The following is a 13,901-nucleotide window of genomic DNA, read 5'->3' on the forward strand; positions in this document are numbered from 1 at the left end:
CCTGCCTCTCGTTCATATAACAATGCAAAAAAGGAGCTACGGCGTAACCATAACTCCTTTTTTCTAAGCTTTACAGCAACTTTAGAACAACCCAGCAGCTCCTTCACTATAACTGACCAACAGGTTCTTTGTCTGCTGATAATGTCCCAGCATCATCAGATGATTTTCCCGGCCTATTCCGGATTTCTTGTATCCACCAAACGCTGCGTGCGCTGGATACTGGTGATAACAATTCGTCCATACACGACCGGCTTCTATTCCACGGCCAAACCGATAAGCATCATTAATATTACGCGTCCAGACACCTGCACCCAAGCCGTATAATGTATCATTTGCTACTTCCATTGCTTCTTCCTTATCTTTAAAAGTTGTTAAGGATAGAACTGGTCCAAAAATCTCCTCCTGAAAGATACGCATACTGTTGTCGCCTTTAAAAATAGTTGGCTCTACGTAATAGCCGCCTTCCAATTCCCCTTCAAGCTTGTTTACATTTCCGCCAACTAGAATCTCAGCGCCTTCCTGTTTACCAATGTCCAGATAAGATTTGATTTTTTCCATCTGTTCCATGGAAGCTTGTGCTCCCATCATCGTTTCTGTATCAAGTGGATGTCCAATTTTAATCTGATTGACCCTTTCAATTGCCCGCTCCATAAATGTATCATAAATAGACTCATGAACCAGCGCACGCGACGGACACGTACAAACTTCACCCTGGTTTAAGGCAAACATAACCATGCCTTCAACAGCCTTGTCGAGAAGAGCATCATCTTTATCCATGACATCTTCAAAGAAAATATTTGGGGATTTTCCACCAAGTTCTAATGTAACTGGAATTATATTTTCTGAAGCATACTGCATAATCAGACGCCCTGTTGTTGTTTCCCCTGTAAATGCAACCTTGGAAATCCGGCTGTTTGATGCCAGTGGTTTCCCTGCTTCCACACCAAATCCGTTTACAATATTAACAACACCAGGCGGCAAGAGATCCTGAATCAGTTCCATCCATACATGGATAGATGCTGGCGTTTGTTCTGCCGGCTTTAAAACAACACAATTCCCTGCAGCCAGTGCCGGAGCAAGTTTCCAAGTTGCCATCAATAGCGGGAAGTTCCATGGAATGATTTGGCCAACGACACCCAGTGGCTCATGAAAATGATAAGCTACCGTGTCATCGTCAATTTGGCTGATGCCACCTTCCTGCGCTCGAATAACTCCGGCAAAATAGCGAAAATGATCCACTGCTAAAGGAATATCAGCAGCCAGCGGTTCCCTCACTGCCTTTCCATTATCCCAAGTTTCCGCCACTGCTAGCATTTCCAGATTCTCTTCCATTCTATCAGCAATTTTATTTAAAATATTTGCCCGCTCGGCTACAGATGTTTTTCCCCATGCCTCTTTTGCTTGATATGCTGCTTCTACTGCTGCTTCCACATCTTCCTTATTCGACCTCGCTATCTCACAGAAAACTTCACCGGTAACAGGACTCACATTCTCAAAATACAATCCGCTTGCCGGTGGACGGTACTCTCCCCCAATAAAATTGTCATACCTTTTCTGGAAGGTCACAAGTGAACCTTCCGTATTTGGATTTACATACCTCATATAACTACTCCTCCTTGGTTTTGTAAAATAATTAATTGATGAAGGACAAGACGCTCTATTTCATCTTATTTCTATGTAAGCAATATTATTCCAGTATTATCTTATTGCAGGATTCAAATTATTAAAACACAAAAAAAGACGCGGGCATCCCAACGTCTTTTCCAAGCAAAATTTAATTAAAACAGAGATACTATAACTTATTTCAACTCCGGCAGGACCCTTGTTTCCTGCTCCATAGAGGATTTACACAGCGGGCATTCAGGTTCTTTTTCAAAACTGTATGATTCACGCATCCACCCCGAACAATCAGCACTGGTACATGACCATACAGCGGTTTCCACTTCAGGGACTTCTTCTTTACGGTAAAATGACAATGTCAGCATCTCCTTTCCCTTCTTATTATACTCCTTTCGCATTCCATATACAATGCGAGTTGAAGAGATTGGGTTAACTGAAGCAAAATCTGCTGCTTGTCATTACAATTAATTTTACATATCTTCTTCTCATTTACAGTACATACCGCTCCATCGCCTTTGCCACGCCATCCCGGTCATTCGTATCCGTCACTACATCAGCCGCTTTTAATATCGCTTCCTGGGCATTGCCCATCGCCACACCAATTCCAGCTTCCTGGATCATTTTAATATCATTCAAACTATCCCCGCAAGCCATTACTTCATCCATCGTAATTCCGATTTCCCAGCAAACCTTTTTTAAAGCTGCTGCCTTGTTTACACCTTCAGGATTTGCCTCGATATTGTTCGGCATGGAATTTGTAAGTTCCAAACCTTTAATATAGGAAAGCTTTTCGACCATTTTATCCAGCTTTCCCTGTTCAAGGGAATGACAGCCGAATTTAAGCCAGTCATAATGGTAAAAATTATCCGGCGGCGTGTTGCGAAACGGCTCATCGGTTGCCATCATCCACATATGCACACCGACATCTTTACCAATATGCCACATTTTTTCCACTTTTTCCGCCGGCAGCAAATGCCGATCAATCAATTCTTTATCCATCGTCCAGATTTCGCCGCCATTTACAGTAACCAAATAGGAGGTTAGATTTAACTCCTCGGCATATGGATAACATGACTTAAGCCATCGCCCTGTACTTAACACAACATGAATATCTTTATCAAGTGCTTTTTGAATAACTTCTTTTGTATAATCCGAAATTTCCTGGTCGCTGTTTAATAAAGTACCATCCATGTCCAAAGCTACTAATTTAATCTTACGTTCCAAAGATTAACTCCTCCATTCTAAGCAGCCTGCTGTTTTTGTTTTATACGCTTATCATAAAAATACGTTGTAAAATAAGGAATGAGAAGTAATGTCAGCAAAATGAAGAATAACAGTTCAATATTGAATAAATCAACAATCAGTCCACCGATCAGGGGACCTGTCATTCTGCCTGCCGCCGCTGTACTGTTAACCATTCCCTGGTAAAACCCTTTGCGGTTTCTCGGTGCCAGCTCATTGGCAAGGGTTGGAACCGCAGGCCAAACAAGCATTTCTCCCAGCGTTAAAATTACCATTGCCACCGCAAACATCGTAAAGATATCGGAAAACATGGCAAGCGTAAAGGAAGCCATTAAAATAGTGTTCCCTATATAAATATGCTTCTTTTGTGAAGTTACCTTCCCTGCAAACCATTTTACCAAAGGTTGACCTAAAACGATAAGGAAACCATTAATCGCCCATAATGTACTATATTGTTCCAATGGAATTCCGATATCCTGGGTATGTGAAGCAATCGTCGACTGCCACTGACTGTATGCCAGCCAGGTGATTAAAAACCCGCTGCACAAAATAATTAAGGCAGTAAAAGCAGATTTGCTTTTGATCTCCCCACGCTGATCCATAACAGAGGCCTGCATTTGTCTGTCGCGTTCCTGGTCCATTGGTTTAAAGGTAATGACAACAATCAGGAAAAAAACAAGAAAAAGAGAAGCATTTGCCATAAAAATGTAATCAAAAGAGATGCTTGCTATATATCCCCCAATGGTTGCGCCAAGTGCCACTCCCAGATTTTGGGCTACATAGATGGCATTAAATGCGCGTCTTCCTCCTTCAGGCCAAAGAGAGCCAGCCATCGCAAACATTACCGGCCAGGTAACCCCTGCCCCAAACCCAATCATAATAAGCAGGATCGAGTAAGCTGTAATATTTTCATGTAAAAAAGAAAGAAAAAATGCTGCAGTCATGGCAAAACCTGTACCAAACAGGATTGTTTTATAGGCACTGATTTTATCAAATAATGCTCCACCAATCAGGTTTCCTGCAATCGACGCAGCCTGATTGAGCATTAAAATAAACCCCGCAAAAGCCAAACTTCTGCCGAGCTCGTTATGCATGTATATCGTGTTTAAAGGCCATAAAAAAGAGGCCCCGGTAACGTTAATAGTCGTCGCAATTACCAACAGCCAAATCATTTTTGGCATCCCTATCATCTCACATTCCACATATGATCTACGTTAGTTTAATATATTTCGGAAAGCTAAGCAATAGGTTTTTTACCCCTTATTATTTTCACTTCTCCTGTATTATTTCCGGGGTTTTCTTCTCTTCGAATAACCTGTAAATGGAAAATTAGTGAGAACAAGTATAATACCCAGCACTAGGATAATATAGGCCAGGACATTTGAAGTATTTTCATATACATAATACGCGCCAATGGCTGCGAATACCCACCCGACAGCTTCTGTGATCAGTCTTTTTGCAACATCCGACATGTTAATCTCCCTTACTATTCTCTATTATTAGTTGCTGTTTTAGGTTTAAAAAGGATTACCCACCATGGAAGTGACTATCAGGAAATTGCTGTATTGCACGCAGCTCATAAATAGACCAGGTGCCATTACCTGCTTAATTTCAGGCAAACCTCCATCAGGTCACTTCCATCCTGCATTAATCAAGCACAAACCGATTCCGACCTGCTCCCAGGCCGAACAAAGTTACGAGTATAGTTACAATGATCAGCATAACAAGTGGCATGGACCATGTCTGAGTCAGATCAAATAAGTATCCGATAAACATGGGTCCTGTAGCGGCCAGCACATATCCAAGGGATTGAGCCATCCCGGATAACTCGGAAGCCTGTCTGGCATCACGGGCGCGAAGACCAAGAAAAGTCAAAGCGAGTGCAAATGAACCACTGAGCGCCAGGCCAATGAATATTGAACTGATCACTAGAACCGCCATTGACTGCCCAAGCAGCAGGCCGCCGTAACCGGTTACTGACAGGGCTCCAAGTGTAATTACAATCGAGCGTTGCGAAGTAAATTTTCCGGCCAGAACAGGAACAATAAAACTTGCCGGAAGACCGACAAACTGAGTGAAGGACAGCATCCAACCTGCAGCAGTCAAAGTTAAACCGTAATGGTGCAAAATTTCCGGCAGCCAGGAAATCGTCACATAAAAAAGGAAGGACTGAAGTCCCATGAAAGCTGCCACCTGCCAGGCTAATGAAGATTTCCACATACGATTGTCCGAGGTACTTACAAACTTCATCTCTTTCTCGTCAGTTGCATCCGGTTTTTTCACCAGATAGATCCATATAACAATGCCAATTACTGCTGGAATCGACCAAACAAGCAGGGCAACCTGCCAGCCGAATCCCATTCCCGAAGCAATTGGTACACTGACGCCGGATGCGGTTGCGGCAAAAATCCCCATCACTGTCGAATAAATACTTGTCATCAATCCAACTTTTGCAGGAAATTTATCTTTAATGACCGCAGGGAGCAGTACATTACAAATCGCTATGCCCAAACCAACAAACAAAGTTCCTAGAAATAGAAAAAAAACAAAAGAAAAAGAACGAATGCTGACCCCGATGAATAAAAGGATTAACCCGGCAAGCATAATAACTTTATTCGTATATCGATTTCCCAGCTTGGGGACAAGGGGGGACAGCACCGCAAATGCGACCAGCGGAAGGCTGGTTAATATACCTGCACTCCAATTCGATAAGCCTATATCATCACGTATGGTACCAATGAGCGGGCCAACAGAAGTGATGGCAGGCCGTAAATTTATTGCCACAATGATGATGCCCGCAATTAATAAGACACGGTATAATTGATTCTTTTGCTGATCCTGTATGTTCATACAACAATTCCTTTCTTTTACCCTATATAAGAATATAGCATAATAATCAACTGAGAAAAAGAAACTGCACAGGCATCAGAAACGAAATGAGAATAAATTTTGTCCATAAATGCTCTTACTTTAAAACAGGGAAATTGACAAGTTAGGTTTTCATCATCTATGAGGTAGGAAACGTGGCGGAACCCTTCAGGAGAATGGAATCCACTTTGAAATCGGGACTTTTTAACTATGATTTCAAATTAGTCAATTGTAAAAGGGATTGCACATATTGTTGAATATACACTTCCCTTTCTCCACTAGTCGATGTTGCCAACCTTCCATACTGTCTAATATTAGGTTTTTCTAACGTATTCCCATAGATCATGTCTATTTGAAAAGTTTTTGTACTTTTATTTTCCTTGGCTAATTATCCGGTACGCAGTATACTCTAGGTGTAAGGTTGCATATACTAAATAAGACCGCAGCTGGTACTGCGGTCCATTTGATATGCTGTTCATCTGGGCACAGCATTCCGGAAAATAGGCCTCAATCCAGGAGGTCTATTTTTTGTTGATCATCCGTACGATGAGTGTCAAAAGCGTAAGGATAAACGAACCGAATGCAAACATCAGCATAAACACTTCGAAGACACCCAAACAGCATCACCCCCTTTGCTAGTCGGGGTTAACAGAACTCCCGATAAGCGTTTGCTCATTCCTAGTATGACTTGCCAAAATGCAAACATACATGAAAATAGGAATATTTGTTCTGTCACGGGGTAGGTGTGCATTTTTTTGTATATCTTAACGTGTCGAATGTGCTGTTTTCCCAAAATAGCTTACACAAGCTGGATAAATGCTTGTATATTTTATCTTATGCCAAAGAATGCATCGTTGGTAATGCATATATCTGAATTTTTGCGACATTGGTTATCCGCTGTCCGGCTGATGTCTGTTGTTATTCCGACGTGTTGTATGATCGCCTTGAGATTTTTTCGGGCTTTTTACTTGAGCAATGATGATACCGGATATAATCAATACAGAGCCGCTGATTACACCAAGCGTCAATTCTTCATTCAGAATGAGGCTGCTGAAAAACAAACCGAACATGGGGACAAGCAAAGTCGAGATGGTTGCCGTTGCCATATCAATCAGACTGATAATAAAAAACCACGCTGTAAAACATAAGGCTGAGGCCAGGACACCGGTAAATACAATATAATAAATACTTTCTGCGTTTAAAATAACCGGCTCATTCCACTCCATGAAGCCTGCTGCAATTATTATTCCCATTGCACCAAACGTCATTTGGATGGCGGACACCTGGAGTTTTGGCAAATGTTGTACCTTCAGCCGGTAATATATATTGGAAATGGCCCAGGCAATGGCTGCCAGAACAATCAGCAGTTGACCGATAATAGCCTCTTGGGGCTGTCCAATAAATATATCCCACCCTAAAATAGTTACTAAGCCAAGCAAACCCATACATAGGCCAATAAATTTTGCTGTGTTGATTTTTTCACCAAGGAATTTTATCGCAAGCAAAGTGCTGAATAGCGGCATGGAGTATAAAATGACGGAAGATTTCCCCGCATCAACGAACAAGAGTCCGTACATAACGAGCAGGAAAACAGCTGATGTCTGTAATAATCCAATGAGAATTATATGTTTTATGTATTTCTTGGGAGGCAGACCTGTTTTTAAAAGCCAGATCACCAGCAGTAAGGTTACTGCTCCGATGCTAAAGCGAAATGCCGAAAATGTAAAAGGACCCATATATTGCAAAGATGCTTTCATCAGCACCCAGGCATAGCCCCATATTAAAGTAATGCAAATGATAAGCAGCCACAAAAGCGCCTTGTTTTTTTGCAAAGCTTCCAGTAAAAGGTTTAATCTATTTGTCATTGCATACAATCCCCCTGTACAAATTATAGCAGAGGAACAAGGGGACAGTCGATATCCTCCCCATTTCTTTTCAGCGGACCGGTTCTGCGTTATATATTACAAAAAAAATAAGCCTGCTTCTGCATGCTCATTTTTAAATGATGTCCTCCGCTATGATGCTATTCGGTTTTCGCTCCTGCCCCTCTGCAATTAACGCTATTTTATCGTCCAATTCTTTCAGGTTCTTCTCCAACCCATCTATATTTAATTCAATATCATTTACTTGAAGTTCCAGATCAGAGTAAAGATCCTTGATTTGGTGACTGTTCGTTTTTATATCATCCAATTCATCCAACAGGTCCGTAATTGCATGCAACAAATCTTCCAGCATTTGTTTGGTCAACCTGTTCCCTCCCTCGCTGTTTTTAATATCGACATTGCTATCCTATCACCTGAATAAATTACCTACAAGTGCATAAAGAACGATCTTTCCACCCCCTTTGTAGGTATTTAGTAGGGGGCGGGGTATGCGATATTTGTGTTTCAAACCGAGAAATTTGTCACTTCCGGATGTTCTCGAATGGATACGTTCAGTCACCATATGTGTAACTTTTTCATTATTCCTGCATTTCTTCCATAACCTGGCTCAGTTTATCAGCTGATTCGGATAATGTCGAAGCGGATTGTCCAATGTCATTAATCACATGGACAACCGTTTCCAGATCACCCTGGATATTTTTATTGCTTGTAATAGTATTTTCCATGCTTTCGTCGATTTTGACAAATGTGGTTTCTGTGTTTTTCAATCCCTTCTTTACATCAGAGAGAAATTCCTGCACTTGTACGATCGATGCGGAACTGTTGTGAATTTGTTCATTCGTCTGTTGAACAAGTTCTGTCACATTGGTTACAGAGCTTCCTGTCTGCTCGGCTAATTTCCGTACTTCATCTGCCACTACAGCGAAACCGCGCCCATGTTCCCCTGCTCTTGCTGCTTCAATCGATGCATTTAAGGCCAGCAGATTGGTTTGGTCTGCAATGGATTTTACAATTTCTATAATTTCTTTAATTTGTGAAGCTGTGGCTTCCAGGGTCGACATATCGTCCGTCACCTTGGAAGTACTGTCTTCCATATTAGAAACGGAATTTCCCATGTCCTCCAACCGGACTCTTCCTTCGTCAGCAGCATCCTTTGCTTCCAGTGCCAGGGTTGTTCCTGTCTTAGAATTATTGGAAATCACGTCTAGCTGTGCTGTCATTTCTTCAAAAGAAGCATTTGTCTGCTGAGCCAGGGACGCTAAATCTACCGAAGTTTCTTCCAATGATGCCACTGTTTCCAACTTAGACTGAAGACTGGATTCTTTCATCTGAGTTACTTCGTCGTCATAGGCTTCCAGCACAACCTGTTGCTCCAGATTGAGTAATTTGTTCACAACCTTTAAGGCAAGTAAACGATCCTCTTCATGCTGCAAATTACGGAAAATAATATTATACAAACCATCAAACAGCTTTTGAAAAGAAGCTATATACCACTTTTGTGTTAACCCGATTTTCACATGAATATGGGCAATGATTTTTCTCTTTTCGATGAAAGCGTCATTCATTTCACCTGCAAACATTTCGACAACATGTCTTTTTAATGTTTTTTTAAGTCGATCAATGGAACTGTTCTCGTTAATGATTTCAAGTAATGGTGGATGATGCTCCAGGTTTTTATAAAACGCATCAATAATTTCTGTACTCTCTTTTTCCACGTATGGCTTTAATACTTGGGCAACCGCCAAGTCCGTCCTGGAAATATCAAGCATCTTCAGCTGGTGATCCAAATCTGATCCGGCCTGAACCTGAATAACCGGACTCATTTCCTCCAGCCTTTCCGTTAATAGAACTTGATTAACCCCGTGATGTTTTCTACTTCTAAGCAGTCTTTTCATACCTCAATATGCTCCTTTTTAATGCGGCTACCCCTTATATCGGCAGCATGAAGAAAATGTTGTAGCCGGTGCCTGGGACTGTGCTAAATGCTCGTCCCACCGTAAAAATATGTCACTCCCCGGTTTTTGTCGAAGTTTATCGAATTTCACCAAAAGAATAGCCGCCTCCCAGCGGAAGCGGCACTTTTTCTATTTCTTCTGTTCATACAGGATATTTCCGGCTAATGCATACAATGCTGCATAAGAAACGAAGTGTGAGGAATTATCATTCACATCCTGTTGGGGATATACTTCTACGTAATCCATTCCCCGAATACCCATTTTGGCAAAAGCATGGATTAACTCAAGCAGCTCGTAGGAAGTCAATCCATTCCCATCAACAGGTCCACCCGGATTAAAGGCAAAGTCCAGCACGTCACTGCATATGCTCAGATAAACAGCTTCCGTCCCTTCGCTTGCCAGATCATACACTTTTTTGGCTACTTCATCCAGATTATTCGTTTTTCGAATATCCCTGATTGTAATGGTTTTTGCACCGGCCTCTTCAGCAAATTGGCCGGATTCGGGCTTATTGCGCGGTCCGTGGATGCCAAGATGTACAATGCTTTCATTCCGCACACTTTCACTCTCATAAATCCGGTGAAATGGAGTATTCCTTGCATATATTTCCCCGTCATATTCTTTTGCGTTATCGTAATGGGCATCCAGATGAATGATGCCAACCTGTCCGTCAACTTCTTCACTTAATGCTTTTACAATCGGATACGTGATGCCGTGATCCCCACCCAGTGCGATCGGGAACTTGCCTGTCTTCCACACCTTATCCGCAAAGCTTTCAATCCGCTGCATTGTTTCATTCGTATCTGCAGGTACAACATCCACATCACCTAAATCCCCAATTGAGTAATGGGAAAAGACGTCGATATGGTTGAGTTCAGGCAGATAACCCGAATAGCGTGCAGAACTTAAACGGATCACTTTGGGGCCAAGCTCACACCCTGTGTAATCTCCCCAAGTTACCGCCCCTTCCCACGGAACGCCATAAACCAATACATCTTTATCCATAACAGAATCATCATCCACTTTTACTTTTTTGCCGCTTAAAAAACAAGGTGTATTCCCATATATCCTATCCTGACTCATTTTTCATCCTCCTGTATTATTTCTATTTGACTCCTGTTACTTTATCATACTCTTCTATGATCTCGTCTGAAGGACCTTTACCAACCAGTCTGAATATCACGACAGCCAAACTGGATAGCGCGGGGGCGAGAATCTTCATTTTCCCTGTTCTAAAGAAGGTAATTATTGCTCATATTACCAATAATGGCATTGGTATTGCAAATCAAAATAAGCGTCCATCCATCAATGGCATATTCCTAAATCTTCCTCCCGATTTTGAATTTTGGACAGACTGCTTTTATCCTATACCCTTTTTGCACCCTTATAAAAAACCTCTTTTGTACCCGTTACGATGACCGGGCAAAAAGAGGTTGTTGTTTTATTAAAGGCCGACAGGGTGCATACACAATCATAAAGACATTAACTTTTTTATAACTAATTCGAAATTTCTGTCCACTTCTCTTTTAAATATAATGTATCTGAATATAACTCGGTGTATGTTCTGTCAGTGACCACTTCCTGATCTGATTGATAATTCAATAAAACCTGTAAACCTTCCAGATGTTTGATTAATTTCTCGGCTTGATGATGTTCTTCAAAATGATCCAGAGCAGTCAAGTGAACGTTAAGCGCATGCACGGGCTCCGCAGAAGTAAACTCTCCTTTTTCAGCGAATTTTTCCACAAGGGTTTTCATCTCTGCTATAGACTGCGAATTATTTCCCCGTGGCAACGTGATTTCTGCTGTTACCGGTAAATGATCAGATGCAGTCGAATGAGTGATTTGCGCAGCATTCACCTTCATTCTTGGTGAAGTTAATATATAATCAATTCTTCGATCCGGCGAATCTGCAGGAAAGGTATAGCCCGGCTCTTCATTTTGTTCCCATGCATCATCAAACCAGTTAAAGAGCGGCTCCAGTTCCTCTGCATCAGGTCTTGCATTCAAATCGCCCAGTAACAAATTAGGCCTATCCAGTGACATCACTTCGAACATGTCATCAATTTGCATCTCCCGGATCGTCGGATCTCCGCGATAGTCAAGATGTGTGACATAAAACCAAACATTTTCTCCATTTATATCTATTTCCGCCTCCAGAAAACCTGGCATTAACGTTGGTACAGGATCAGCATCCTGCGTAGACAACCTTGTTATTTCTCTATTCTCTGCATGTAGGATGGGATATTTACTTAAAAGCCCGACTCCATACTCTCTTCTTGGAGCACCATCTTCTACTGGCTCATAACTATAAATTGGTGCAAAAAAATAATGCATGTCCAATTTTTCCGCCAGGATCTCGATGGTATTCTCATATTGACTTCTACTGCCCCAATGAACATCCACCTCCTGCAAACCTATTATATCTGCATCAGTTTCACTAATTGTATCAGCAATTCTATCCAGGTCATACGCTCCATCCATTCCTGTGCCAGCAGCCATGTTATACGTTGCAACTGTGGCAGAAACCTTTGTTTCATGATCATCTTCTTTTTCACTGGCCGTTACAATATGGAAGCAGGAAAAGAAAAAGAAAAATGCGAAAGCAAGGACAAACAACTTTTTCATTTGTATTCACTCCTGTTTATTATTTATACCAGTCCATTGTTCAACTGTTATTTCAGTCAACAGTAACCAACACAAATTCCCCTTCTGCAAGATGCAAAAGGGGGAGTAATTGAACTTTTTATTTCCACTGTTTGTACAAATCATCAGCATCTGCTTTAAGGCGATCATATGCCTGTTCATCCATGAATTCATTGTCAAATTGCTGATCCAGGAGCAGCATAAAACCTTCCATATGATTGGCTACTTTTTCACCATCTCCATTTCCTTCAAATTGCTCTACAGCAATCAGGTGCATGCTTAATGCCCGCATCGCCTCTTCAGTCACATCTCCGGATGCTTCCAATTCTTCAAGCAAACCCTGAAGCTCAGCTACAGTAATTTTATAAAGCAGATAATCCTGGCGCAGGTCTTTAAATTCCCGCAGCTCTTCCTGCCATTCGGCTACCATGGAGTCCACTGATTCACCATTCTCAATCGCTTCACGAATCCATCCGTTACCGAGCAGGTTATCAAAGAATGCGGTCAACTCCACCTCATCCGTGTACATATCGTGCAGCATTTTAACGGTATGAAGCCCTGTTTCCACCGGCTTAAAAGTTTCTTTGTCGGTAACATGAATTTGCACCCCGTGACTCAGATCCCCGCTATGCTTGGAAAACATCGGCGTAAATGAAGCTGCCCTGAAGGTAACACCAGGTAAATCAAGATCATTCATTGCCGCAGCAAACTCTGTGCTATTTACAAAAGGCGCACCCAATAATTCAAATGGTTTCGTTGTACCTCTTCCTTCAGAAAGATTGGTCCCTTCAATAAAAGCGGCTCCCGGATAAACCAAAGCCGTATCCAATGTAGGCATGTTTGGTGATGGCATGACAAATTCCAGGTCAGTATCATCATAATACATACCTCTTTCCCAGCCGGTCATTTCCACTACTGTTATATCTGCATGAATTTCAAATTCTTCATTAAAGAGAAGTGCCAGTTCTCCTACTGTCATGGCGTGACGCAATGGAATCGGGTAGTTTCCGACGAAGGAAGCATATTCCGGATCAAGCACCGGTCCCTCGACATCGTATCCGCTTATTGGGTTCGGCCGGTCCAGCACGACAAATTCCAAATCGTTTTCCTGTGCCGCTTCCATTGCATAAGCCATGGTGTAAATATACGTATAGAAACGGGCGCCTACATCCTGGATATCAAATAGTAAAACATCGACATCTTCCAGCATTTCCGGTGTAGGCTTTCTTGTTTGTCCATACAAGCTGTAAACTGGCAGACCAGTAATTTCATCGATGTAAAACTCCACATAATCACCAGCCTGGGCATCGCCGCGAACTCCATGTTCTGGCCCGTATAATGCGGTTAATTCCACTTCCGGATCATTATGAAGCACATCAACAATATGATTCAACTCCTGATCAACCCCGGTCGGATTGGTAATTAACCCAACCCTTTTCCCTTCCAATAGTTCCATTTGTTCATCAAGCAAAACTTCAACACCAAGCTTTAATTCATTGGCGGAATCATCCTCTGTTGTTACTTCCTGGGCAGCCATTGCCGCCACTGTAAGGGAACCTAAAATCAACAACAGCGCAAAAGCCGCAATACTTAACTTTTTCATAATTAAACCTCCACATGGATAAAATAGTATGCTTTCTTTGCTGTTAGCTCGAGGATGTTATTTACGGTTATACTGAGGGTGTAC

Annotated in this window: 13 protein-coding genes and 1 pseudogene; all 14 read right to left on the bottom strand. The window is 41.9% G+C overall.

Features of this window, described 5'->3' with window-relative positions:
* Positions 1–81: 81 nt before the first annotated feature.
* Positions 82–1,602 (bottom strand): aldehyde dehydrogenase, encoded by a 1,521-nt coding sequence (gene adh, locus ACZ42C_RS08590; RefSeq protein WP_461182179.1) that lies wholly within the window; start codon positions 1,600–1,602, stop codon positions 82–84.
* Positions 1,603–1,799: 197 nt separating this feature from the next.
* Positions 1,800–1,976 (bottom strand): cold-shock protein, encoded by a 177-nt coding sequence (locus tag ACZ42C_RS08595; protein WP_461182180.1) that lies wholly within the window; start codon positions 1,974–1,976, stop codon positions 1,800–1,802.
* A 133-nt stretch (positions 1,977–2,109) separates the two neighbouring features.
* Complete coding sequence (locus ACZ42C_RS08600) at positions 2,110–2,844, bottom strand: Cof-type HAD-IIB family hydrolase (protein WP_461182181.1); 735 nt, start codon at positions 2,842–2,844, stop codon at positions 2,110–2,112.
* A 17-nt stretch (positions 2,845–2,861) separates the two neighbouring features.
* Positions 2,862–4,043, bottom strand: coding sequence for an MDR family MFS transporter (locus ACZ42C_RS08605; RefSeq protein ID WP_461182182.1), 1,182 nt, complete (start codon positions 4,041–4,043; stop codon positions 2,862–2,864).
* A gap of 102 nt (positions 4,044–4,145) precedes the next feature.
* A complete protein-coding gene (locus tag ACZ42C_RS08610; RefSeq protein ID WP_461182183.1) occupies positions 4,146–4,334 on the bottom strand; it encodes a hypothetical protein in 189 nt (62 codons plus the stop codon).
* Positions 4,335–4,509: 175 nt separating this feature from the next.
* The gene (locus tag ACZ42C_RS08615; RefSeq protein WP_461182184.1) at positions 4,510–5,712 is read right to left on the bottom strand and encodes a CynX/NimT family MFS transporter; all 1,203 of its coding nucleotides are present in this window, start codon (positions 5,710–5,712) and stop codon (positions 4,510–4,512) included.
* A 539-nt stretch (positions 5,713–6,251) separates the two neighbouring features.
* Positions 6,252–6,332, bottom strand: coding sequence for a putative holin-like toxin (locus tag ACZ42C_RS08620; protein WP_461182222.1), 81 nt, complete (start codon positions 6,330–6,332; stop codon positions 6,252–6,254).
* Between the two features lie 288 nt (positions 6,333–6,620).
* Positions 6,621–7,595, bottom strand: a complete 975-nt coding sequence (locus ACZ42C_RS08625; RefSeq protein ID WP_461182185.1) for a DMT family transporter — start codon at positions 7,593–7,595, stop codon at positions 6,621–6,623.
* A gap of 133 nt (positions 7,596–7,728) precedes the next feature.
* Positions 7,729–7,977 (bottom strand): hypothetical protein, encoded by a 249-nt coding sequence (locus ACZ42C_RS08630; protein WP_461182186.1) that lies wholly within the window; start codon positions 7,975–7,977, stop codon positions 7,729–7,731.
* Between the two features lie 214 nt (positions 7,978–8,191).
* On the bottom strand, positions 8,192–9,508 hold the full coding sequence (locus ACZ42C_RS08635; RefSeq protein WP_461182187.1) for a protoglobin domain-containing protein: 1,317 nt from the start codon (positions 9,506–9,508) through the stop codon (positions 8,192–8,194).
* A gap of 189 nt (positions 9,509–9,697) precedes the next feature.
* On the bottom strand, positions 9,698–10,651 hold the full coding sequence (locus tag ACZ42C_RS08640) for an agmatinase family protein (protein WP_461182188.1): 954 nt from the start codon (positions 10,649–10,651) through the stop codon (positions 9,698–9,700).
* 414 nt (positions 10,652–11,065) lie between these two features.
* A complete protein-coding gene (locus ACZ42C_RS08645; RefSeq protein WP_461182189.1) occupies positions 11,066–12,196 on the bottom strand; it encodes an endonuclease/exonuclease/phosphatase family protein in 1,131 nt (376 codons plus the stop codon).
* A 118-nt stretch (positions 12,197–12,314) separates the two neighbouring features.
* Positions 12,315–12,602, bottom strand: a complete 288-nt coding sequence (locus ACZ42C_RS08650) for an FIMAH domain-containing protein (RefSeq protein WP_461182223.1) — start codon at positions 12,600–12,602, stop codon at positions 12,315–12,317.
* Positions 12,579–13,817, bottom strand: a pseudogene (locus ACZ42C_RS08655) (exo-beta-N-acetylmuramidase NamZ family protein); the annotation flags it as partial. The gene ACZ42C_RS08650 and the pseudogene ACZ42C_RS08655, both read right to left, overlap by 24 nt.
* Between the last annotated feature and the right edge of the window lie 84 nt (positions 13,818–13,901).

This window comes from Virgibacillus kimchii, assembly GCF_055379185.1.